At 64.0% G+C, this 24,204-nt stretch carries 19 protein-coding genes; 14 read left to right on the top strand and 5 right to left on the bottom strand.

The annotated features are described in order from the left end of the window. On the bottom strand, window positions 1–1,686 hold the full coding sequence (locus AC3G2C_RS03715; RefSeq protein WP_488383272.1) for an AMP-binding protein: 1,686 nt from the start codon (window positions 1,684–1,686) through the stop codon (window positions 1–3). 147 nt (window positions 1,687–1,833) lie between these two features. Here AC3G2C_RS03715 and AC3G2C_RS03710 point away from each other — a divergent pair, with 147 nt between their 5' ends. Further along, complete coding sequence (locus AC3G2C_RS03710; RefSeq protein ID WP_488383271.1) at window positions 1,834–3,129, top strand: amidohydrolase; 1,296 nt, start codon at window positions 1,834–1,836, stop codon at window positions 3,127–3,129. Window positions 3,130–3,135: 6 nt separating this feature from the next. On the opposite strand, the gene AC3G2C_RS03705 is transcribed toward AC3G2C_RS03710, so the two are convergent. The 4 genes from AC3G2C_RS03705 to AC3G2C_RS03690 all read right to left on the bottom strand — a co-directional run bounded on the left by AC3G2C_RS03705 (window position 3,136) and on the right by AC3G2C_RS03690 (window position 10,979). Then, window positions 3,136–3,351 (bottom strand): hypothetical protein, encoded by a 216-nt coding sequence (locus AC3G2C_RS03705; protein WP_488383270.1) that lies wholly within the window; start codon window positions 3,349–3,351, stop codon window positions 3,136–3,138. A 292-nt stretch (window positions 3,352–3,643) separates the two neighbouring features. Beyond that, window positions 3,644–4,465: an outer membrane protein assembly factor BamE gene (locus tag AC3G2C_RS03700; RefSeq protein WP_488383269.1), complete on the bottom strand. Its 822-nt coding sequence runs from the start codon at window positions 4,463–4,465 to the stop codon at window positions 3,644–3,646. A 51-nt stretch (window positions 4,466–4,516) separates the two neighbouring features. After that, the gene (locus AC3G2C_RS03695) at window positions 4,517–9,745 is read right to left on the bottom strand and encodes an ESPR-type extended signal peptide-containing protein (protein ID WP_488383268.1); all 5,229 of its coding nucleotides are present in this window, start codon (window positions 9,743–9,745) and stop codon (window positions 4,517–4,519) included. Between the two features lie 259 nt (window positions 9,746–10,004). Further along, a complete protein-coding gene (locus tag AC3G2C_RS03690) occupies window positions 10,005–10,979 on the bottom strand; it encodes an AraC family transcriptional regulator (protein ID WP_488383267.1) in 975 nt (324 codons plus the stop codon). Between the two features lie 582 nt (window positions 10,980–11,561). Between AC3G2C_RS03690 and AC3G2C_RS03685 the strand changes: the two genes are divergently transcribed. The 13 genes from AC3G2C_RS03685 to AC3G2C_RS03625 all read left to right on the top strand — a co-directional run bounded on the left by AC3G2C_RS03685 (window position 11,562) and on the right by AC3G2C_RS03625 (window position 24,082). Further along, window positions 11,562–11,735, top strand: coding sequence for a Flp family type IVb pilin (locus AC3G2C_RS03685; RefSeq protein ID WP_488383266.1), 174 nt, complete (start codon window positions 11,562–11,564; stop codon window positions 11,733–11,735). Window positions 11,736–11,798: 63 nt separating this feature from the next. After that, window positions 11,799–12,341 (top strand): A24 family peptidase, encoded by a 543-nt coding sequence (locus AC3G2C_RS03680; protein WP_488383265.1) that lies wholly within the window; start codon window positions 11,799–11,801, stop codon window positions 12,339–12,341. Further along, window positions 12,338–12,832 carry a TadE/TadG family type IV pilus assembly protein gene (locus AC3G2C_RS03675; RefSeq protein WP_488383264.1) on the top strand — a complete coding sequence of 165 codons (495 nt, stop codon included), beginning with the start codon at window positions 12,338–12,340 and terminating at the stop codon, window positions 12,830–12,832. Before AC3G2C_RS03680 ends, AC3G2C_RS03675 begins: the two co-directional genes overlap by 4 nt. Window positions 12,833–12,858: 26 nt before the next feature. After that, entirely contained in the window at window positions 12,859–13,854 is a 996-nt protein-coding gene (cpaB, locus tag AC3G2C_RS03670) for a Flp pilus assembly protein CpaB (RefSeq protein ID WP_488383263.1), read from the top strand. A 17-nt stretch (window positions 13,855–13,871) separates the two neighbouring features. Beyond that, window positions 13,872–15,164: a type II and III secretion system protein family protein gene (locus tag AC3G2C_RS03665; RefSeq protein ID WP_488383262.1), complete on the top strand. Its 1,293-nt coding sequence runs from the start codon at window positions 13,872–13,874 to the stop codon at window positions 15,162–15,164. Window positions 15,165–15,174: 10 nt separating this feature from the next. Further along, window positions 15,175–16,461, top strand: coding sequence for a CpaE/TadZ family protein (locus tag AC3G2C_RS03660; RefSeq protein ID WP_488383261.1), 1,287 nt, complete (start codon window positions 15,175–15,177; stop codon window positions 16,459–16,461). Next, on the top strand, window positions 16,446–17,810 hold the full coding sequence (locus tag AC3G2C_RS03655; protein WP_488383260.1) for a TadA family conjugal transfer-associated ATPase: 1,365 nt from the start codon (window positions 16,446–16,448) through the stop codon (window positions 17,808–17,810). The genes AC3G2C_RS03660 and AC3G2C_RS03655 overlap by 16 nt, the downstream gene beginning before the upstream one ends. Then, on the top strand, window positions 17,807–18,736 hold the full coding sequence (locus tag AC3G2C_RS03650; protein WP_488383259.1) for a type II secretion system F family protein: 930 nt from the start codon (window positions 17,807–17,809) through the stop codon (window positions 18,734–18,736). Before AC3G2C_RS03655 ends, AC3G2C_RS03650 begins: the two co-directional genes overlap by 4 nt. A gap of 48 nt (window positions 18,737–18,784) precedes the next feature. Beyond that, complete coding sequence (locus tag AC3G2C_RS03645; protein ID WP_488383258.1) at window positions 18,785–19,741, top strand: type II secretion system F family protein; 957 nt, start codon at window positions 18,785–18,787, stop codon at window positions 19,739–19,741. 2 nt (window positions 19,742–19,743) lie between these two features. Continuing rightward, window positions 19,744–20,577, top strand: a complete 834-nt coding sequence (locus AC3G2C_RS03640) for a tetratricopeptide repeat protein (protein ID WP_488383257.1) — start codon at window positions 19,744–19,746, stop codon at window positions 20,575–20,577. Continuing rightward, the gene (locus AC3G2C_RS03635) at window positions 20,574–20,987 is read left to right on the top strand and encodes a DUF3613 domain-containing protein (protein ID WP_488383256.1); all 414 of its coding nucleotides are present in this window, start codon (window positions 20,574–20,576) and stop codon (window positions 20,985–20,987) included. Before AC3G2C_RS03640 ends, AC3G2C_RS03635 begins: the two co-directional genes overlap by 4 nt. A 4-nt stretch (window positions 20,988–20,991) precedes the next feature. After that, complete coding sequence (locus tag AC3G2C_RS03630; RefSeq protein ID WP_488383255.1) at window positions 20,992–23,124, top strand: pilus assembly protein TadG-related protein; 2,133 nt, start codon at window positions 20,992–20,994, stop codon at window positions 23,122–23,124. 220 nt (window positions 23,125–23,344) lie between these two features. Continuing rightward, window positions 23,345–24,082 (top strand): DUF2968 domain-containing protein, encoded by a 738-nt coding sequence (locus tag AC3G2C_RS03625; protein WP_488383254.1) that lies wholly within the window; start codon window positions 23,345–23,347, stop codon window positions 24,080–24,082. The last annotated feature ends 122 nt before the right edge of the window (window positions 24,083–24,204 follow it).

Raw genomic sequence — 24,204 nt, 5'->3', positions numbered from 1 at the left:
TCAGGGCGCGGCGGCGCCCTGTGCCAGCTCTTCGCACATGGCTTCGCGCATCAGGTATTTCTGCACCTTGCCCGTTACCGTCATGGGAAACGCATCGACGAACCGCACGTAGTGCGGCACCTTGAAATACGCCAGGTGATGCCGGCAGTAGCTCTGGATTTCCGCTTCGGTGGATTGGCTGCCCTCGCGCAGACGAATCCACGCGCATACCTGCTCGCCGAACTTGACGTCGGGCACACCAAATACTTGCACGTCCTGCACCTTGGGATGGGTGTAGAGGAATTCCTCGATCTCACGCGGGTACACGTTCTCCCCGCCGCGAATGATCATGTCCTTGAGTCGCCCCACAATGGTGCAGTAGCCATCGTCGTCGAGCACGGCCAGATCGCCGGTGTGCATCCAGCGCGCGGCGTCGATCGTCTCGCGCGTGCGCGCTTCGTCCTCCCAATAGCCGAGCATCACCGAATAGCCGCGTGTGCATAGTTCGCCCGGCATGCCGCGCGGCACGACGTGGCCCTGCTCGTCCACCAGCTTTACCTCCACATGCGGGTGAATGCGGCCAACGCTGTCGACGCGGCGCCCCAACGGATCATCCAACGTGGTCTGGAAGCTCACGGGGCTGGTTTCGGTCATGCCGTAGGCAATGGTGACCTCGTGCATGTGCATCTCGCTCACCACGCGCCGCATCACTTCGATCGGGCATGGCGACCCCGCCATGATGCCCGTGCGCAAAGAGCTGAGATCAAAGCGATGAAACTCCGGGTGCTCCAGCTCGGCGATGAACATGGTGGGCACGCCATGCAAACCGGTGCAACGCTCCTCCTGCACCGCCTCCAGCGTCGCAAGCACCTCGAAGCCTTCGCCCGGGATCACCATGCACGCGCCGTGCGTAACGCAAGCCAGGTTGCCAAGCACCATGCCGAAGCAGTGATAGAACGGCACCGGTATGCACAAGCGATCCTGCTCGGTGAGGCGCATGGCCTCGCCGATGAAAAAGCCGTTGTTGACGATGTTGTGGTGGGTCAACGTGGCACCCTTGGGTGCCCCCGTGGTGCCGGAGGTGAACTGAATGTTTACCGGATCATCGAAACTCAGTTCTTCCTGCAGGGCGCGCAATCGCTCGATGGCTGATGCGTCACCGTGGTCGGTCAGGCTACGCCAAAGTCGCGTGCCCGGCGCAGGCTCCTCATCGAGCAGAATCACTTCGCGCAGCGAGGGAAGTCGCTCGGCCTTCAACTGGCCCGGCGTGGTGGTGGATAGCTCCGGCGCCAGTTCGTGGAGCATGTCCAGGTAATGCGAGGTCTTGAAGCGACGCGGCAGTACCAGCGCGCGGCAACCCACCTTGTTGAGCGCGAACTCCAGCTCATGGCGTCGGTAGGCCGGGTTGATGTTGACCAGGATGAGCCCCGCCTTGGGCGCGGCGAACTGCAACACCACCCATTCGGCACGATTGGGAGCCCAGATACCGATGCGGTCGCCGCGCTGCATGCCCAATGCCAGCAGGCCCGCCGCCACGCGCTCCACCTGAGCATGGAACTCGCGGTAACTCCACCGCACGCCTTGCGAGCGCACCACCAGCGCAGGCTGCTGCGGGTGCTGCACCGCGATACGGTCGAGCAATGTACCGACGGTATCGCCAAGCAAGGGCTGCGCGCTTACACCATGAACGTAACTTGCCGCACGCATGACCACATCCTCGGATCGGCTCCCGAGCATAGCATCGGCACTTTCCTCACTGGTGCCATGTCGACTTTGGTAGGACACGGCGCGCACCGCTACAAAAGCAGATCCTCACAGCGCTAGGATCGGGGTTCCTCCCGTGGAGTACCCGTTATGCGCCGTACCGTGCTCGCCCTTGCCATCGCGACCTTCGCCAGCGGCTTTGCCCATGCTGCCGACACCACTCAAGCCGTGAAGGACGAACTGCCGCAGGTCACCACGTGGCGGCGCGACATTCACCAGCACCCGGAGCTAAGCAATCGCGAAAGACGCACGTCGGCGCTGGTGGCGGCGCAACTGAAGAAGCTGGGGCTGGAAGTTCACACCGGCATCGCGCATACCGGCGTGATCGGCATCCTCAAGGGCGGCAAGCCTGGCCCGCGTCTCGCCATTCGCGCCGACATGGATGCGCTACCCGTCACCGAAGAGGTGGATCTGCCCTTCGCCTCCAAAGCCAAAGGCGAGTATCGCGGCAAGCCTACCGGTGTGATGCACGCCTGCGGCCACGATACGCACACGGCGATGCTGATGGGGCTGGCGACCATACTTGCGGGCATGAAGAAGGATTTGCCCGGCGAGGTTATGTTCGTGTTCCAGCCCGCTGAAGAAGGCGCGCCGGCCGGCGAAGAAGGCGGCGCGGCGCTTATGCTCAAGGAAGGCGTGTTCCGCAACTTCAAACCCGACGCCATGTTCGGCATGCACGTGGTCAGCTCGCTCAACGTGGGCACCGTGGCACTGCGACCCGGCCCCGCCATGGCAGGCTCGGATTGGTTCAAGCTGGTGGTGCATGGTCGCCAAACCCATGGCGCGATGCCGTGGAATGGCGTAGACCCTATCGTCACCTCGGCGGAAATCATCACCTCCGCGCAGACCATCGTGAGTCGCAAGCTCAACATTGGCGATCTGCCGGCCGTACTCAGTTTCGGCATTGTGGAGGGCGGCTCGCGCTACAACATCGTGCCCGATCAGGTGGAGTTGCAAGGCACGCTGCGCACCTTTGACGATGGCATGCGCCAGCAGGCTTTCGACAACCTCAAGGGCATCGCCGAGCACATCGCGGCTGCCAATGGCGCCACGGTGGAAACGCAGATTCCGGTGGGTGACAGCAACCCGGTGTTGGTGAACGATCCGGCGCTTGCCGCGCGTGTGCGCACCAGCATCGGTAAAGCTATCGGCGCCGCTAACACCATCGAGGCCAAGCCGTGGATGGCATCGGAAGACTTCGCCTACTTCGCCAAGGAAGTACCAAGCGTGTACTTCTTCGTCGGGGCGACGCCGCTGGGGCAGGACGCGCTGAAGGCACCCGCCAATCACTCGCCCAAGTTTTTCGTGGACGAGGGCGCACTCAAGGTAGGCATGGAGTCCATGCTGCAAGCCACGCTCGACTATCTGAGCGCCGGCAATTCCTGAGCGGCATCAACGCAGGCCATAGTGGCCCAGCACGATGGGTGCCGGGCCACCGAAGAACTCCACCTTGGCCGGGGCACCGGTGCGCTCGAAGCGGTCCCGCGCCAGCCGGCGCGCTAGCTGGATGGCCGCGGCGGGGCTCAGCTTGCTGCGCACCAACTGGCGACCCAGCGTGATGCACCACGAACGTCCTTCGGCGGGGCGAATGGCATAGATGGATTCCATGACGGCGGCCTCCTGGGTGTTCGAACCTGCCGTAGTCGGCACCGTGGCGGTTGGTGGGCGCTAGGGGGGGCGCCACTAAAGGGTCACCGGGTCCGTGTGCCACCACGGTGCCGACTACGGCAGGCTCTTGAAGCGTTTCGGAACGGCAACTACGGCGTGCAAGGCGGAGGGAGTCTGTCGTCAACGGCACCGTGATGGCGGTGGGCGCAAGGGGGGAGGGCGCCACTGAGGGGTCACCGGGTCCATGATCCACCACGGTGCCGATGACGACAGACTCCGTTGCTGTAATCGATCAGGCGGGTGCGCGAGCGCTCCCCTTGAGCTCCACGCGCCGATTGGGGGCCAGGCAAGCGATCAAGCGATCGCGCTTTTTGTCCTCGCATTGCACCACTGGGTCAGCCGGGCCGCGCCCATCCACTTTCATGGTGCCCGCCGGAACGCCATGGGCGGCGAGATAGTCGCGCACTGCTTCGGCGCGTCGACGCGATAGCGCCTGGTTGTAGTGCTCGCTGCCAATGCGGTCCGTGTAGCCAGTGATCGCGATGTCCTGGATGTGGCTGGCCGCCTGCACCTGATCGAGCAGGCCGTCGAGGTTACGCTTGCCCTCGGCGCTGAGCGTGGCGCTGTCGAAGCCGAACAACGCATCGGAGGAAAGCCGAATGGTCGCCATGGGCTGTGGCTGCGCTGGCGGCGCTGGCGGTGGCATCGGCCGCTGGATCTCCAGCAGGCTCTTGCACGACTCCGGCTTCCAGTAATAGGCCTTGGAAAGGTGATGCTGATCGAACTGCACCTGGAACTGGCACTTGAACGACTGGCCATCCTCGGTACGAAACACGAAGATGTAATTCCATTTGGGTACGTCGAACACGCCCTCGCTGAAATGTGGAGCACCCAGCAAGTCATACAACTGGTGCTTGGTCATGCCCGGCGCCAGCTTGCGCAGGTTCTCGACGTTGACGAATACGCCCTCTGGCATGGTGGCGCGCGCCGGGTCGGGAAACACGGGGCCGGCCGCCTCGTCGCCGCGTGTGGCGGCCGTGCTGCAACCGTAGAGGCCGACGCTGGCTGCCAGCAGGGCCGACCACAACCATGAGTGTGCAATGTGATGACGCATGACGACTCCCCTTGATCGTTGTGCGATGAGGACGTGGCGAGCGCTATGCGCTCACCACGTCATGCCGGCGCCGATGGCCACGCCCGCGTCCCCGCGCGTGTCCACGCTGCCGCTCAGCTTGTAGACCCAGCGACCGCCCTGCGAGATGGTCGATACACCGATCGCCAGGCTCGATTCGCCGCGGAACGAACCCGCCGCCACCGCGGCCATGCTGCGACCCGGTTCGTAAGCCTGCGGCAGCCCTGCCATGGCCATGCCCGCGGCAACACCCGCGTTGGCACGGTTGCCCATGTCCTGCACCTCACCGTGCAGTTGGTTGAAACGCTGATCGGTATAGGCGGCGGCCCAGTTCTGGGCCTGCTGGATACCCGCGTTGACCTGGCCCACATTGGCCGCATCTGTTGTAGCCACACCCGCCGCCACGTTGTGCACCGTGGTGGCGCCGCTGCCGTTGCCGAGCGTGACGCTGGAGTAGTTCACGCTGCCATCGGTATTGGCGTCGTAGCGCACATTGCCCTGCTGCGACGTCGCCACACTGGCCTGCAACTGGGAAAGGTTCACCGCATCCGTGCCTTGGGTACCGGCCGCCACATTGGTGATCTGGCGGGTGCTGCTCGCACTGCCCACCGAAACCGTATTGGCGCGGTCGGCCACCGAACCCTGGCCGAGTGCGACTGATCCGTTCGCCGTAGCCGATGCCCCTTGGCCCACTGCGGTGGCAGAGGCCGCCGTGACGGAGGCGCTTTCGCCCACCGCCACCGCGTTGGTTCCCGCTGACGACACCGTGGTGTTGGCGCCCAAAGCCACGCTACCGTCGGCGTGCACTTGTGCATTGCCGCCGATCGCCGTGTCGTTGGGGCCCGCAGCGAAGGCCGCACCGCCGATCGCGGTGCCGTTGCTGCCAGCGGCGCTCGCGCCGTTACCCATCACCACGGCGTTGGCGCCACTTGCCGCGGCTGCCGGGCCAATAGCAATGCTGTTGGCGCCAGTTGCCGTGGAATCGCCCAGGGTGGAGTTCACGTTGAAGTACTTCACCGGGCCGCCGTTGTTGACCGTGCCGCCGCCGGGCTTGATGTTCTGTATGGCGTTGTAGAGGCTGTAGTTGCTGTAGACGTTGCTGGTGTCCTGCGTCCAGTGCCACATCTGGGCACCGTTGATCGCTTCGGTGCTGGTGGCGCTGATGACCCCCTGATGCAGATTGGCGAGCGTGGTGCCGTTAGTGGCACCGCCATCGGTACTGCTGGTGCCTGCGAATGTCACTGCGGCGTGCGTGGTGTCGTCGTACTGCACCGCATCGCCCAGGTTCACCACCAAGCCCTGCAGCTGCGCCACGTTCACCGCATCCGTGGGAGCGCTACCTGCTGCCACGTTGGTGATCTGGCGCTCCTGCCCCGGCGAACCCACCGACACTTCGCCGGCCGAGTTCTGCGCACCCACCAAGGCGAATGCGGTGTAGTTGGTCTGCGCACCACGGGTGGCCGCCGAGGCATAGCCCAGTGCCACACTGTTCGCGACGCTGGCCGTGGCTTGCGCACCGATGATGGTTTGCGCGTTGGCCGAACCCGAAGCACTGTCGCCAATCACCACGGAGTGACCAAGGCGTGCCTGGTAGTCGGCCGTGGGCACACCGCTGGGATCGTTGGGGTCATTCGCGCCCGCGCCTGGGAAGGCACTGGCCGCCGTGACGGCCGGCAAGGTGTGGCTGGCGTTGGTGCCGATCACCACTTCCTTCGAACCGTTGGCGGTGGCGCCATCGCCCATGAGCACCTGGTAATCCTGTGCGGCATTCACCGCCCAGCAGGAGGACTGCACGACGCCCAGCACGTTCGCGCAGGTGGAGGACCACGCTGGCGCGCCGTTGGGCAACACCAGCCCGGCAATGCCACCAGCCGCACCATTGTTGACGTTGGTGATGTAGCTGTCAGAGGTAACCGCACCGATCAGCGTGAGGTGCGAGTTGCTGCCCGTGCTGCCCAGCGTGGTGCCGCCCACCGTGGTGAGCACCGTACCCACCGGCGTGAGGTTCACCGTGGGAATACCCGCCACGCTGAGCACGGAGTAACCCTGGGTAAAGTTGGCCGCGTTCACCTGCAGGCCGCCATTGGTGACGTACCCGTTGGTGTTGTTGAACAGGCTGTTGCTGGATGAGCCGAGCAACTGCGATGCCGTGCCGACCACACCACCATTGCCCACGATCAGGCCCGTTGGTGTCGCTGACGGCGGCGGCACGACCGGCACCGCCTGCGGCGAGGCAGCGGCGGCACTGGTGGCTGGCGAGAAGGCGGCAGGGCTGACGCTGGATCGCGCCGCCGTAGCGTTGGGCGCCGCATACGAACTCGTCGAGGCGCTTGAGCTGTCGGCCGCGCTATCGGCAGGAGAGGAGGCCGACGAAGCGCCGGTATTGCCACCCACGACACCTGCCAGACCCGGCACCAACCCATTCACCAGACCCGATGCGCCGGGAATCACATTGAGCAGGTTCTGACCCGATGATGCCCCATTGCCCGTGCTACCCAACTGCACGCCAGGTACGCTGTTGGCCGTATCGGCCACGGTATTGAGCAAGTCGCTCACCACGGAACCCGTGGCACCACCCTGCCCCACTGCGGTGGGCACGCCATTGCCCAGCGGAGCCGACAGCACGCTGCCCAGCGTCTTTCCGGTATCGGCAAGCGCCTGGCCCAGATCCTGAGTGACACGACGCGGCGAAGAGCTGCTATTGCCCCCCAGCAGGCCGCCAAGCAAACCACTGTTGCCTGCGGTGCCCGTGCCAGACACGCTGGCAACCACGTTGTGAACAGTGCCCGTCACCGGTTGCAGCGCAGTCGACGCGACCCCCGCCAGCGGCGTGCCTTGGGTGGCACCGGCCACCACACCGGATACGGCACCAGTAACACCATCCACGGTCGCTGGCAGGTTCGACAGTGCACCACCGGCACTCCCTCCACCCAGCACACCGCCAAGACCGCCCGCAGGATTCACAACTGCGCCAGTCACCGTACCCACGATGGCATTCACCGGTTGCAGCACGGCCGTTGCCGCGCTGCCCAGTGGCGTGCCCTTGGTGGCACCGGCGACCACGCCGGTCACCGTGCCCGTCACACCGTTAACGGTGGAAGGCAGGTTCGACAATGCACCACCGGCGCTACCGCCGCCCAGCACACCGCCTAGTCCACCCGCAGGATTCGCGACTGCGCTCGTCACCGTACCTACGACGGCATTTACCGGTTGCAACACGGCCGTCGCTGCACCGCCCAGTGGCGTGCCCTTGGTGGCACCAGCGACCACGCCGGTCACCGTACCCGTCACACCGTTGACGGTGGAAGGCAGGCTCGACAGTGCGCCACCGGCGCTACCGCCGCCCAGCACACCGCCTAGTCCACCCGCAGGATTCGCAACTGCACTCGTCACCGTACCTACGACGGCATTCACCGGTTGCAACACGGCCGTCGCTGCACCGCCCAGTGGCGTGCCCTTGGTGGCACCAGCAACCACGCCGGTCACCGTGCCCGTCACACCGTTAACGGTGGAAGGCAGGTTCGACAGTGCACCACCGGCGCTACCGCCGCCCAGCACACCGCCTAGTCCACCCGCAGGATTCGCGACTGCGCTCGTCACCGTACCTACGACGGCATTTACCGGTTGCAACACGGCCGTCGCTGCACCGCCCAGTGGCGTGCCCTTGGCGGCACCAGCGACCACGCCGGTCACCGTACCCGTCACACCGTTGACGGTGGAAGGCAGGCTCGACAGTGCGCCACCGGCGCTACCGCCGCCCAGCACACCGCCTAGTCCACCCGCAGGATTCGCAACTGCACTCGTCACCGTACCTACGACGGCATTCACCGGTTGCAACACGGCCGTCGCTGCACCGCCCAGTGGCGTGCCCTTGGTGGCACCAGCAACCACGCCGGTCACCGTGCCCGTCACACCGTTGACGGTGGAAGGCAGGTTCGACAGTGCACCACCGGCGCTACCGCCGCCCAGCACACCGCCTAGCCCACCCGCAGGATTCGCAACTGCGCCAGTCACCGTACCCACAACCGCATCCACCGGTTGCAGTACAGCCGTAGTCGCGCCACCCAGTGGCGTGCCCTTGGTGGCACCAGCGACCACGCCGGTCACCGTGCCCGTCACACCGTTGACGGTGGAAGGCAGGCTCGACAGTGCGCCACCGGCGCTACCGCCGCCCAGCACACCGCCTAGTCCACCCGCAGGATTCGCAACTGCGCCAGTCACCGTACCCACAACCGCATCCACCGGTTGCAGTACAGCCGTAGTCGCGCCACCCAGTGGCGTGCCCTTGGTGGCACCAGCGACCACGCCCGTCACTGTGCCGGCTATGCCATCCACGGTTGCCGGCAGGCTGGCTGTTGATCCACTGCCCTGGCCGCTCACGCCGCCCAGCAATCCATTCACTGCACCTACGATCTGGCCCGCGTTCACACCCACATGAGCGTTGGCAGCCCCAACGGGGCTCGGCGAACCGAGACCGGCGTGTACGTTGGCATCGAGCAGGTCGCCATGACTATTCAGCACGTTCACCTGGGCGGCAAGGTTGGCATCTGCCGTTTGCTGCCCCGCGCTTGGGACAGGCAGTACAACGTGCACCAGCCCATCGGCGCCCAGTACAGCGTTGGCTGCACCCTGACCCGCCACCAGCGATGACGTGGCGGCCAATTGGGCGCCGAGCGTTACGGTACGCACACGATCGGCCACCTCGCCATTGGCGATGGGCGTGCCGACGCGGCGCTGACCCAGCGCAACATCGACATCCGCCGCGCCATCAGCGGCCACTTTGGCACTCAGCGCGGACGGCAGCGCAATGCCTGCGGTCATCTGATCCAGCGTGGCGGCTACCGGCGCCGCCTTGATCCGCGCACGCACGCTGACAACATGGCGTGACTTGGCCGGCTCCGAGGTTTGATCGGTCGCGAGTGCACCTTGCGTCAAGCCGCTCACCGATGCCACGGCCTGGTTGGCAAGCAGCGGCAAGGCCACGGTCTGCAACGATGCCGAACCAACCGGCTGCGCACTGCTGGGCTGCTCGTACTTGGCCATCAAGCGTTGCAGGTCATCCAGCTTGGGATCATCCGATTGCGCGTGCGCTCCTGGCAGATACGCCAAGGCGCACAGCGCCAGGCTACCGATCAGGCACGCGCGCAACGAACGTGGCGCACCGACTTGGCGCGACAGACGAACGCGTTGCGAAGACAGTTCCGATGCCGCGACCCAAGCGCGACGCGATTCGGACCAAACCAGGCGGTAAATGCGATTCATGACTGTGTCCCCTCTAAGGCCTGCGCCAGACAAGATGGTCGGCGCTCATAGGTTCCTAAGAGCGTTGCCGCGCACTTCATGTGCGAACGGCAAGGCTGGGACCTATTAGAGGAAACAAAGGCCGCGCTGGATGTTCCATTCCGGCAACGGTGTATGCCTATCCGGCAAGCCTTGGGACAAATCCGGCAGGGTTCTGCACAAATACGGCACGAGACGCTGAACGAGTGCTTTGGCAGCGCCCGCGAGGATGGTGGATGGGTCAGGCGAGTTCGAGCGGAGGAGAACGCATCAAGGTATCGCGTGGATGCTCGCCAAACACCCGCCGGTAATGGTCGGCAAAGCGCGACAGATCCCAGAGACCGCAGCTCAATGCCACGGACTTGACCGATCGCCGGCTCGCGTCGGACAGCGTGAGGTTCTTGCAGGCCATGCACAGCCTCAGCATGGACAGATAACGATTGGGCGATACGCCAAGCAGATCATCAAAGGCGTAGCGCAGCCCGCGCTCGCTCACCCCCGCGGCACTGCATAGCTCGTTCAAATAGATGTCGCGACGCAGATTCTGTCGCATGAAATCTTCCGCGCGCTGCATCACTTGATAATGCGTATGGCGCCCTCGTGAGCACATCGGCCTGTCCTCGCCACGCGCTGCCAGGCCCGCCAGCAAATGCGCGCCGAGAAGGTCGTCGACGATGTAGTCCTGCAACATGGACATGGCTGCGTCGTCGCCCAATACACGCTCACTCAAGTCTTCCATCAAACCGCGCAACACCTCACCTCGCCCGTCGTCGGCCAGTTGAAACAACGACAGCGCGCGACTCGGCAGCTCCATCTGAAAAGGCTTGAGCTCGGCAAAGCGGGCATACAGCCGCTGCAAGGGCACCAAGACAGCCGTGATACGCGAGCCAGCCGTAAGCATGATCTCAGTCACGCCCTCCGGCACCACGGTGAACGCCATGTCCGAACCCAGCGGTGTGCCATGGCACCAGCTTTCCGCTTCCGTGCGATGGATATAGCCGAACATGGACCATTGCGGAGGCAGCGCAAAACGACCACGGAAGGAGAAGTCCACCTCGCCGCTGAACAGCACGGCCTCTTCCAAGGCCACGGAATCGGCGAACGCGCGAGGGCTCTGCTTTCCAAGCAGAACCAGCTCCAACTCGCAGACCTTCAGCATGCCTGACAGCGTGACCAGATCCGGTGAGTGCAGGCCTGCGGCAAACTCCACTGCCATGGTTTGCCCCCCTGAGGCATCCAACGTGGCGAGCTTATTTGGATATACCGATAACCAAAACGGTGTGCATGGGTTGTGCACCTTAGCCATGCAGAACGAGAAATGTCCTGCACTTTCTTGGCCAAAGCGGTCTTAAACGACAAACCCTACAAACAGGCGTGATCTGCTTCACGGAATGAATTAGCAAGTCTGCCGAATTTGTGCAAGCAGTCACATCGATCTAAGGAAAGCTGTGCATCAGCCGAAAACCCACTCTGGAAGAGTCGGTCCGGCCACACGCGGGGGGGACACCGATGACATTCGCATCGCACGCACCAGGCAGCTGTTGTGTCGCACTTTTTCGTTTGGACGTAAATACGTCTTCACGCAGAGCGCACGTCTCTTTCACATAGAGACACGCAATGAGACTTTTCTGCATTGCGCTGGGCACGGCACATGCATGGTTACACCCGAAGTTTACGTTTTGGGCTCTTTACAGGGCCTTTTTGCGACCCAGTCGGTGACGCTGCAGGTCCAAGTAACACGCCAACGGGTCGTTCTCTGACGCCAACAGCAGGCTTTTACAGCCCCAGGAGGTAAGCCATGAACACGATGATTCGTAATTTTATTGCTGACGAAGACGGCATCACCGCTCTGGAGTACGGCATTCTCGCGGCGGTGGTGGCGGCCATCCTTATCGGTGCCTTCAAAACCGGTATCAGCACCGTGCTCGGCAACATCATCACCGCCCTGGAAAGCGCCGTAAGCAACGCGTAAGCGTTCCACCGCGTACGCGGCGCCCAGCTACCGCGCCCCATGCCACACCTAAGTGGAGTCGTCATGCCGAATGCACTCGTCTCGCTTGCCGTCGCGCTCAGCACCCTGGTGGTGCTGAGCGACGTGTACGCGCGCCGCGTGCCCAATGCATGGCTATTGGTGACGCTGTTGCTTGGGCTGTTGCTGCCGCTGGCGATCCGGCTGCTCCAGTTGGGGCCGGCCCCTTGGCCGTCCTTGCCGGGCCTGCTGGTCGGCTTTTTGGCGCTGCTGCCTTTCTACGCCCTGGGCTGGATGGGGGCGGGAGACGTCAAATTTTTGGCGGTGCTTGGTTTTCTTCTCGGTGTCCGGGCGCTGTTGCCCATCTGGGTGATAGGCAGCCTGCTCACCGGGGTGCACGTGATGGTGATGATGGTGCTCAAGGCACCGCGCCTTGCTCACGCCCCCGCCTTCTCGATGACGCGCCAATGGCTCACCGGCAGTGCGTGGTGGCAGCGCATGCAGGTGGCGCGGCGCGGTCGCGTGGGGCAGCCCCATGCGGCGTATCTCGCCATCGGCGCCTTGCTTACGCTGGCCTTACCTGCGTTGCAGACCTGGGGGGCGCCATGATTCAGCGTGTATCCCGGCACCACCAGCGTGGCGTAGCCGCACTGGAGTTCGCGCTGGTATTCCTGCTGGGAATCCTGCCGCTGTTCATGCTGACCTTGTCGGGCGTGCTGATCTTCGCCGCGCAACAGTCGTTGACACTCGCAGCCTCGGAGGGCGCACGCGCCGCGCTGCATTACGGCACCACCGCACAACGCCAAACCGCCGCCTGCACCGCTGCCAAGGCATCTATGCAATGGCTGCTCACCTTCTCTGGCGAGTCGGCCAATTGCGCGGCCCCGTCCGCTCCGGGCAGCACCTACCAACCGATCGCCGTATCGGTGCCCGCCCATTGCCCCAGCAATGCCGCGATGTCCTGCATCACGGTGGTGACCTCGTACGACTACAGCCGACGCCCGCTGATCCCGTTGGCCAGTGCCGCCTTTGTCTGGCTCACCGGCCCCAACCTGAAAAGTAGCGCGACGGTGCAACTCGATTTGAGTGGCAGTTTCTGAGAACCCTTATTGGAGGCTTGAGCCAGATGCACAACGTGTCTCGCATCGCCGCTGTGATACTCGTGGTCATCGCCACCGTGCTGGCGTTGCTCGCTTTCAGCATGGGCCGGCGCAACACCGCCGCTAGCTCCACACCGCAACCGACGACCCAGGTAGCGCCCGTTACGGCGCCGCCCGCCAACGTCGCGCACGTCGTGGTGGCCGCGCGACGCTTGCAGGCAGGCCTGCCCATTCGCGCCAGCGATCTGCGCCAAGCCCCCATCGGCAGCCAGCCAGAAAACAGCTTTGCCGAACCCCTGCTTCTGGTAGGGCAGGTACCGCGAGTGGATATCCCCGAAGGTGGGATCATCAGCAGCAACCTGCTCTCCAACCCGCTAGCCATGCAGCTGCAGGCGGGTGAACGTGCCATCGCCGTGCCGGTGGATGAAGTCACCGGCATCGGTGCTCGCGTGCAGCCGGGCGACTATGTGGATGTCGTCATCACGATGAAGACGCCCGTGTCAGGCACCACGATGGGCAAGGAGCGCTCGGAGAGCCGCCTGCTGGCCTCGCGCCTGCGTGTGCTCGCCTACGGTGTGCGCGACCTTCCCACCACCAACACCACGGCCGCAAGCAAAGACGCTGTTGCCAACCATACGGAACCCAACGAAGCACCGCCGCGCATGGCCGTGCTGGCCACGCCTTTGGCCGACGTCGACCCGCTGGTGCTGGGTGCACAGAGCGGCAAACTCTCGCTCGCCCTGCGCCACCCCGGCGACGACGGCATGCCCAGCGACCATCTCTTTCCTCTGCCCGCGCCCTTGCTGCTACCGCGCAACGGCCTCACGGCGGAGCAACGCGATGACCTGAATGCGCCAGAGAATCGTGCTTATGCCGGCCTTGACGACGCGGGTCTGTTTGGTCGCTCGGCCCAGCCCGTGAACGCACCCCGCCCCCACGCCAGCGCACCGGCCGGGTTGGAGATCATCCGCGGTGCGAACACGCCGACTAGCGCCCACAATCAATTGGCGGCGACGCCATGAGTGACAGGAAGCCGCGCATGACCCGTCTCGCTCCCCTTGCCGCCGCCGCGTTGCTTGCCAGCATAAGTGCCTTCGCCGCAGGCGATGCTGCCATCCAGCTGCAAGTGCACGAACAGCGCCCGTGGCACCTCGCCCCGGATATCGAACGTGTTGCCATCGCGGACCCGGCGGTGACCGACTTGGTCACACTCAAAGGCAAGCGCGACGCGCTGCTGGTCGGCAAACGTCCAGGCCAGACCACCCTGTTGCTATGGCACCGCGGCGATGCCTCACCGCAGCGACTGGTCGTGGAGGTGCGTAGCGCCGGCCAGGCGGCCCTGCAGAGCGACAGCAATCTCCAGGTGGCCGTACAGGACAACGAAGCAGTGCTGCACGGTCAGGCCGGCAGCATGCTCGAGCATGAGCGCGGCGTAGCGGCCGCACAGAACGCCGTGGGGGATAAAGGCCTGGTGTCCGATGCCTCTACCGTCGCCAGCGGTGGTGTGGTGCAAGTGGATGTGAAGGTGGTGGAGTTCGACAAGACCGCCATGAGCCAGATCGGCGTGAGCTTCAACGCCACCAACAATGGCTTCAAGTACGGGTTCTCCGCGCCATCCAACAGTACGAACAACTCCGGCAGCACGCTATCGTCGGCTTTCAATCTGGTACTGGGGCATACGAGTGCCAATGGCTTGCATAGCTGGAACAGCAACATCAACTTGTTGCAAGGCGATGGCATGGCGCGCGTGCTCGCTGAGCCGACGCTGGTCGCCTTGTCGGGCCAGAGCGCCAGCTTCCTGTCCGGTGGCGAGCTACCCATTCCCGAGCCACAAGGTCTGGGCACCACCACCATCGTCTACAAACCGTTTGGCATTGGCCTGACCGTAACGCCCACCGTGCTGGCGCCCGACCGCATAGCGCTCAAGGTGGCACCCGAGGCGAGCGATCTGGACTACACCAACGCTCTGGAGCTCAACGGCATCAAGGTGCCGGCCATCGTGACGCGTCGCGCGGACACCACCGTTGAACTTGGCGACGGCGAGACATTCATCATCGGTGGCCTGGTGAGCCAGAGCATCACCAGCCAGGTCGACAAGATTCCGTTGCTTGGCGACATTCCCATCCTTGGCGCGTTCTTCCGCGATCTCAGCTACAACCGCAGCGACAAGGAGCTGGTGCTGATAGTCACGCCACACCTGGTGCGACCACTCGCCAAGGGCACGACTGTGCCGCTACCGGGAGAGCGTGAGCAACGCAACAACCTCCCCGTGTGGGGCTCATGGCTGCTCAATCCCGCGGGCTCGGACCAACTCCCGGGCTTTTCACGCTGAGGGACTTACCATGTCGGCCAATCCCAACACGGTGGTTTCCTTGAACACACCCGCGCTCGAGGCCACCCTACCGCTTTATTCGCCAGATGAGAGCAACGCCCAACGCTTCTCGGCCAGGTTGCGCCATTTGGTGATGCTGTCCTGGTGCGACAGCCGCCAGCTCCACACCAGCCGCCAGTTGATCGAGGAGCACCAGCCACGCGTGGCGCTGCTGGATTTCTCACGCGACAACATCGACACATCCACCGAACTGGTTCGCCAACTCGGCGTTCTGGCGCCGGATCTGGTGCTGGTCGGCACAGGATCGACATCCACCGATCGCGGTGCGGGTGTACTCGCCGCGATGCGCGCGGGTATCAAGCATTTCGTGGACATCGACAGCACCGACGAGGAGATCCTCGCCCAGTTGAACGCCGTGCTCACCCAGGCACAGCGCAAGGAGGAGGCAACCGCCCCCACCCATGCGCGGCGCGGCCAGTTGATCGTGGTGTGCGGAGTTCGACCCGGCTTGGGTGCCAGCGCGCTCACAACGCACCTGGGTGCACTGGCAGCCTCGGCCAAGCCGGAGGGCGATGCTGGCACACAACTCGGCAACAGCGTGCTGCTGCTCGACCTGGGTCATTCGCGCGGGGATATCTCTCTGTACATGGGCTTGCGTAGCGATTTCCATTTCCATGACGCCTTGCGCCACGCCGGCCGCATCGACGCCACGCTCGTACGCACCGCCTTGCCCCACCACACGAGCGGTGCCGCCGTGCTGGATGCAGCCAAGGATCAACCGGTGAACCTGGGTGGTGCGGAGGTCGTGCCGCTGCTGGATCGCCTGCTGTGCATGTACGACCTGGTGCTTTGCGACCTCGACTATCGTCAACTCGACCAAGCCGCGCAAAGCGTGCTGAAAATGGCCGATGAGATCTGGCTGCTGACGGACCAGACCATCGGCGCGATGGTGTCGCTGGATGCCTGCCTCAAGCAGCTCGAACAGGCCGGCCCGCGCGACCTTCGCGTTTCGCTGGTGGTGAATCGCTATGACGAAGAAACCGGACTGAGCGTGGCACGCATCGCCGAGCGCTTTCATCAAGCGGTACTCGCTACGCTACCCGACCGCTCGCGCGCGCTGCGCATGAGCGCCAACCAGGGTGTGCTGTTGCACGACGCGTCACCATCCGATGCCTATGTGCGCGCCCTGGCGCCCCTGATGGCGCGGTTCCGGCTGCGCGTGAACCGCGATCTCCATACCTCGCCTTTGAAGACGCTGACGCAACGGATTGGGGGATCCCTATGGAAACACCGCTGAATTCACCGGCGGCGCAACTGGCGGCGGCACTGCGGCGTGCCGACGTTTCCTCGCGCCTGGATGCACCGCACCTTCCATTCGAACAGACTCAACAGTTTCAGGACGTGCTATCCGCGGCGCACGAGTACCTGCTCAACCGTATTGAAGATCAACGCATCGATCTGGCCTCGTGGGCACGCAACACGGTGGTCAAGTACGTGGAAACGGAAACCGCCGGCTTTGTGCAGGAGTGGCGCATTCCGGTCAACGAAGCGGAAATGCAACAAGTTTCCAGCGCGCTGGTCAAAGAACTCACGGGCTTTGGCCCGCTCGATGACTTACTGATGGATTCCGCCGTCGAGGACATCCTCATCAACGGCTACGACCAGGTTTACGTGTCGCGTGGCGGCATACTCAAGCCCGAGAATATCCGTTTCAGCGATAACCACCATCTGCTTCGTATCGTGCGCCGCATCCTGGCGCCACTGGGTCGCCGCCTGGACGACACCAACCCTATGGTGGATGCGCGTCTACCCAATGGCGGTCGCCTCAACGCGATCATTGAGCCGCTCTCGGTGGATGGGCCCTGCGTTTCCATCCGCAAGTTCCGTAAGGACCCTTTCACTCCCGACGAGTTGCTGGAGAAAGGCACCTTCGATCGCCCCATCCGTGCCTTGCTCGAAGCGATGGTGCTGGGCCGCTGCAACATCATCGTTTCTGGCGGCACCAGCTCAGGCAAAACCTCCATGCTCAACGCGCTGGCCAGTTTCATCCCCCACTCGGATCGCGTAATCACGGTGGAGGACACGGCCGAACTGGCCTTGAATCACCCGCACGTGGTACGCCTGGAAAGCCGCCTTGGCACGTTCGACGGTGACGGCCAGGTAAGCATTCGCGATCTCGTGCGCAACAGCTTGCGCATGCGCCCCGACCGCATCGTGGTGGGCGAAGTACGTGGCACCGAGGTGCTGGAGATGTTGCAGGCCATGAATACCGGCCACGACGGTTCCATGTCCACCATCCATGCCAACTCACCACGTGACGCGCTGTATCGCCTGGAAATGCTGGCCGGATTCGCGGGATTTCAGGGCAGCGAAAACAGCCTGCGGCGGCAGATCGCGAGCGCGGTGGATTTCATCATCCAGATTGCACGTCAGAGCAATGGCCGACGCGTGGTGTCGTGCATCACCGAGGTCACCGGTGTCGGCGACAACATCATCACTACCCAAGACATGTACCGTCACGACCCCTTTGTCGATCGCGAGGGCAAGGACGTGGACCGCTGGATGAGCCTTGGCTTGCAACCGCACACCGCGAAGCTGGAGCCGTTCCGACAGATGCTGCGACAAGCTGGTGGGTTTATGCCATGACCCAGATTCTCTCGCTTCTCAGCCTGATCCTGCTGCTGGTCGCCGGCGCCCTGGTTCTGTGGACCGGTGGCAATCTCCGGCTCCTGCAGCGACGCAGCCTGGAGAGCATCGAGTCACGCCTGGTCCGCCAGGACGCTAACGAGCCGCACGGCCTGCCACCGCCGCTACCAGGCGTCCGCAAGCGCGCCTGGCGGCAACGCGCCGATAGTTTCCTGCTCAAAGCCGCGCTGCCGGCCGACCCACGTCTTTATATCGCCATGCTCGTGCCAGGCATGTTGCTCATGCTGCTGGCGGCCTGGCGTATCGGGAGCCTGTGGGTGCTGCCGCTGTTTGGAGGCTTGTACGCCGCCGCATTGTGGCTCTGGTTACGCCGGCGCGTGGAGAAGCAACAACACTTGTTGCTCGCGCAGCTGCCCGATTTTCTGGACGGCATGATCCGCATGACGAGCGTGGGCAACAGCCTGCCCATGGCATTCCAGAGCACCACCAAGTCGGTGGATATGCCCTTGCGCGGCGTGCTGGACCGTACCCTGCAAGGCATGCACGCCGGCGTCGATCTTGATCAGGCGCTGGCCACCGCATCGCGACCTTATGGCTTGGGGGAGTTCGCGCTGCTGCATTCGGTGCTGGGCATCGGTATCCGTGTAGGCGGTCGGGCCGATCACATCTTGCAACGCATGAGCGATTTCATGCGCGATCACAGTCATGCACGTCAGGAGCTGAAGGCCATCACCTCGGAGACACGGATGTCGTCGTGGGTGCTTGGTTTGCTTCCGATTGTGGTGTCGGCCTTCATGACCTTTTCGGACCCCGCGTTCTTTACGCCCATGTTCCACACCGCGCTGGGGCACAAGCTGTTGCTCGTCGCGCTTTGCATGGAGCTGGGCGGCGGGTTCCTGCTGTATCGATTGGCAAAATCGCTGTAGGCCCAAACGCGGCGCGGCGAGTACGCGTTACACACAGGGGAATGCGTGGTGGACATCGATTGGATCATCGCCGGTGCCGTGATCGCCTTGGCGGGTGGCGTGGGGCTGCTCGCGCGCGAAGCCTGGCTGCGCCATCGGTTGGAGCAGCGAGAGTCGCAAGCCATCGACCTGGCACTGATCGGCCCGCCCGCGCCGATAGCGACGCCGCAGGGAGAGGACGCCGCCAAACCCTGGTGGCATCACGTCGTGCCGTGGCTCACGGCGCTGGGCGCGCGCTTCGAGAATGGCCGCCTCGGGCAGGCGTTGATTACACCGGAAGATCGCCTGTTGCTCGGCCAGATCCACCGCAACACCCCGCAGGGGCGCACGGTATTCCTTGGCCTGCGCCTGGCGCTTGCGGCCCTGACACCGCTGCCTGCCCTGGCCTGGTTCGCGCCAAGTAGCGGTTTCGATTTCATTGTGGTGGTGATCGGGGCGCTGGCTTTTGGACTGATCGCGCCCAAACTGGTGCTCGGCACCTTGGCCAGCCGACTGCGCAAGCGTATCGAGGACGAGCTTCCCCTGCTGGTCGACTTGCTGCGGCTTCTTCAAGGCGTGGGCTTTAGCGTGGATCAAAGTGTCCAAATGGTGGGCGATCGCTTTCGCGAGGCCCTACCCGTACTGGCGCGCGAGCTGCGCGAGGCCAACGTGAGCTATGCGCGGGGGCGCACCCGCCAGCAATCACTGCATCGCCTGTGCGAGTTCGACAACGACAACCTGCGCGGCCTGGTGCAGATTCTGGTGCAGGTGCATGAACACGGCGGCGCCGTGCAGGAGCCTCTGCGCCAATTCGTGGATCGCCTGCGCGAGCAGCGCAAGCTCTACATGAAGGAACAGAGCGGAAAGCTCTCGGTGAAGATGACTATCGTGATGATGCTCACCCTGTTGCCCGCCTTGATGTTGGTACTCGCTGGCCCGGCAATCATTTCGCTGATCGATTCCATGAGCAAGTTCCAGGGACATTGACGATGACCGCTCGATATTCGTGCATTCTTTCTTGCGTGTTCGCCTTCACCGCCCTGGCGACGCTGAGCGCCTGCGGCAAAACGCTAGGCGGCTATCCCAATCACGCCGTCACACCCTCGCTGGTGGCTCCAAGCACAACGGCGCGCGATGACCGCACGGTGTACATGGATCTCATCCGTACCATGCAGCAACAAGGGGCCTACTACGCCTCGCTGGCCCATATCGATGCCTACCGCCAACGTTTTGGCGACTCGGCGGAGCTGCGCCGCCTGCAAGCGGACGCGCTTCGCCAGACCGGTCAGCTCGATGAGGCGCGTACGCTCTATCGCAGCTTGCTCAGCGGTGACACCGCCGCCGCTGCCTGGCATGGATTGGGGCTCGTGGAAGCACAGCAAGGCCATGTTGCGGCCGCGGAGCAAGCGTTGCAGAAAGCCACTGCACTGGAGCCTGTCAATGCCGCCTACCTCAGCGACCTCGGTTATGCCCGCCTCAACGCTGGACAGGTCAGTGCCGCCAAGGATCCGCTCGCCATGGCGGCGGAGCTGGAACCCGACAACCCCAAAGTCATCGCCAATCTTGCCTTGTGGGCATTGTTGGTAGGCGACAGCACCCGCGCCGACGCCATCATGCAGCGCGGCGAACTGCCTGATGCCAGTCGTGCGAGCGTGCACAAGCTGGCCATGCAACTGGCATCCCGCAAACCGGTGACGTCGTCACCGACCAGCAGCATCCATGGCGCCGCCGCGCCGGCCGCCGCGCCACGACTCAGCGAGGTGCCATCCACCATGTTGCAGCGCTTTACCTCCGACACCCCAGCCAACGAGGCCCGGCCATGAAGCTGCTTCCTCTGCACAGCAAGCTCGCGCTAGCTGCCGTCACCCTTTGCTTGTGCGTCGTGAGCCACGCGCAGCAAGCTCCCCTTACCGGCCAAATGCTGGCGCCTACCACGCCGGCGTCGCCTCGCGCCGAAAGCGCTGCGGGCGCCCCCGCGGCCCCCGCGACTCCCGTATCCTCAGCCACGCCATCGCTTGCGAACGCGGAAACACCCTCCACCGAGATAGGCAGCACCACGCGCGCACTGCTGAGCATGCAGGCGGACGGCAGCCATGCCGGCCAGCTCCTGCCTATACCGGGCCAGGAGGCCTCTGCCAGCTATGCGCGCTATCTCAAGAGTTTCGAGCACCCGATTCCGGTGTTCTTCGAAACCGCTGTGCCTGGCAACAAGAGCGGCTTCGGGGGGCAGTGACGCCATGCGCCCGCGCCATGTCGAATCACGCTTTGGCGATGCTCAGCGCGGCAGCACGGCTATATCGATGCTGCTGATGATGATCGGCCTCGTGGCCATGCTGGGATTTGTCGAGGTGGGCTACCTGTATTGGGCCAAGCGAGACACGCAAAAAGTGGCCGACCTGGCCGCGCTGGCGGGGGCGCAGCAACTCACCGCCTGCAACAGCAGCAATACCGACAACAGCGCAGCGCGCGGCAACGCCACGACCGAGAATAGATTCACCAAGGGCACGCTCACCATTTCGTGTGGCACTTGGGACCCGGTTGCCAATAGCGGCATCTCCGACCATTTCGCCGCCACCACGGGCAGCAATACGCCCAACGCCGTCAAGGTGGTGGCATCGCGCTCGGTGCTCCCCATGTGGGGTTCGAGCCGGTTACCTTCGGTCAGCGCCTCAGCCGTGGCCATGGGCATGCAGCCCGTTGCGGCTTTTTCGGTTGGCAGTACGCTGGTGAACTTCAGCGGCTCCGCGCCGCTCGGGCAACTGTTGGCTGGCATCGGCATCAATATCCCCACGGCCAGCTTGGTTGGTTATAACGGCTTGGCGACCGCGACCGTTACGCCTGCGGGCCTGCTGAACCAATTGGGCGTCTCCGTGCCAAGCAACATCACGGTCGGCGGCCTGAACCAGTTGCTGGCCTCTTCCGTGAATGCACATGCGCTGATCGATGTGCTCAACGCCACGGCGATTGCCGCCGGACAACAATCGTTACTGACGGCCAATGCAACCCTGGTCGGCGCGATCACCACGGCGTTGGGCTCCGCGCCGGGCACGGTCACCCTGGGCTCCAACAGCGCCACGCAAGGCGGGCTCTTTGCGCAGATCGTCGCGCCGGACAGTGCAGCTCAAACCGCCCTCAACACCGAGGTCAATGCGCTGCAGATCATCGCCACCTCCATTGGCGTGGCGACAGGTAAACATGCGGTCAATGTGCCCTACGCCTCGATCACCTTGCCACCGGTCAATGTCTCGGCTGCGGCGAGCGTGATCGAGCCGCCAGCCATTGGCGTCGGCGGCGTGGGTACGACGGCATCGACGTCGCAGATTCGCGCGTTCATCGACCTGAGCATCTCCACCAACAATGTGCCGTTGATCGGTACCTTGCTCAGCGCCTTGGCGAAAACCACCATTCAGCTCGATGTGCCCATTGCGATCGACATGGTCAATGCCCAGGCCACGCTCACCGGGCTGTGCACCAGCAAGGATAGCCAAGGGAACTGGCAGGCCACCATCGCGGTGAACTCCTCCGTGCTCAAGACCTGCGTGGGCAACTTCACGCAGGCCAGCGCCTTCTCCACGCAGGGCACGTGCGACCAGATTCCAGGTGCCACAACACCCCATCAGCTGCTGCTGGTGAAAGCCGCCGGCGTCACCGTTGCCAATGTCAGCAGCAATTTCGTGATCGGAGCGCTACCGGCGAGCGGCTCGGCGACCTTCTCCCCGGGCCAGACCCAAAACGTGCCGGCCAACGGCACGCCGCTGGCCATAGGTACGACAGTGAGCAACCTGTTCAATGCACTCACCGGGGTACTGGTCTCCCTGCCCAGCAACAGCTACGGCAGCAACAGCAGCATCACCGGGTCGCTCGCCAACGATCTGTGGAACAACAACGCCAGCGCGGGCACGACCGGGGGCAATGCCGCCCAACTGAGCGCGGCTTTGAATCAACTGTCTTCCGCCACCTCGGGGCTACAGACCTTCCTCAACCAGGTCGGCACCCAGACCGGCGGGCTGCTCAGCAGCACCCTCACCCTCAACGTGGCCGGCCTGCTCGGCAACACCGGGGGCTTACTGACCAGCGTGACCAATCTATTGGGCAATATCCTCGGCCAGACCACCTGTGTGCTCGGCCTGCTTGGCCCCAGCCCCTGCGTCAGCGTGATCCAGAACTCCATGAGCGGCAGCTCCAACGGCACCGGCAATGGCGTCATCGCCCTGCTCGCACTGGTAGTGCAGGCGCTGCAGGGCCCGCTGAACCAGGTGGGCACCCAGATCCTCACGCCGCTGCTGAACAACACCCTGGGCGTCCAGTTGGGCGTGAGTACGGTCACCCTGCATTCCCTGCAATGCCATGGCGTGCAGCTGGTTTATTAGGGATGCCCGATTCAACCTGGCCCATGCTGAGCAATGTCCCATCGACCCACCCGCGCGGCTGGTGGGCTGTGGGAAAGGGTGCCCATCTTGCCAAGCTCCACGGCAGGCGCCTCTTGACCCCAAGGAACAGACCCTTAGACTGTTCCGGATGTCCCGGCAAGCGCGTCACCGATGCGTCGCGACGGGTTCCGGAACCGGGTAACTCCAAGGGGATAACGGGATGAAGGTCACGACTCGCCACGCGAGCCAACGACGAGTGCTGTTTGCGATCGGCTCCATGGTGCTCATGGCCACGTCGGCCTGCGCCAGCATACCGGCCGCCGGCAACGCCCCCGCACCTGCGCCCCAGCCCGCCCCCCAGGCGACGCCTGCCCCAGTCGAAAGCAATGTGCCCAGCAGCACGGTGGACAACCTGCGCCACCTGATCGATTCGCATCAGCTGACGGAAGTGCGCACCACCTACAACAGCACCTACGGCGCGAGCCTGCTGTTTCGGCCGGAGTCGTTGACCTACTACGTGGCGCTGTTCCACGGTAAAGAGTTCTGGCGCGTCATGCAGACGGACTCTTTCGAGCAGGCCGATGCGCTGTACCGGTCGTTTGTAACGCAGACGCAGGCACTGGGCGAGGTCGAAATCGACAATATGCGCCTGGATGCCGGCAAGCGTTACGCCGAGCGTCAGCTCGCGCAGAACGAGCGCCGCCTGCGCGTACTCCAGCAAGATGCCAGCAACACGCAGCAGCAAGCCCAGCAGGTAGCCGAGCAGCAACAGCAAGCACGCCAGCAGGCCGCCGCACTCACCGCCGACCTGCAGACCACCACCAGCCAGCTCGATGCGATGAAGCAGCAGATCCACGCGCTGGAGACGCAGCAGTCCAATCCCAGCCTGGTGCTGCCTGTGCCCGCTCCCGCGACGCCGCCGAACAAGAACCAGCCGGCACCGGCCGGGTCGCCCTGATCCCATCCACAAGTGTGCTGCATCACGCCGCATGAACATGCGGCGTTTTTGTTTCTGCGCCTGTGATATGTGCCAGTCGAACCCCCATGCCCACATGCTGCGGTGCGACACGCCCCTTGGGT

This window comes from Frateuria sp. sgz306004 (assembly GCF_057750885.1).
Note: the sequence above shows the minus strand (reverse complement) of the source record. Positions and strands in the feature narration are given on the sequence as shown.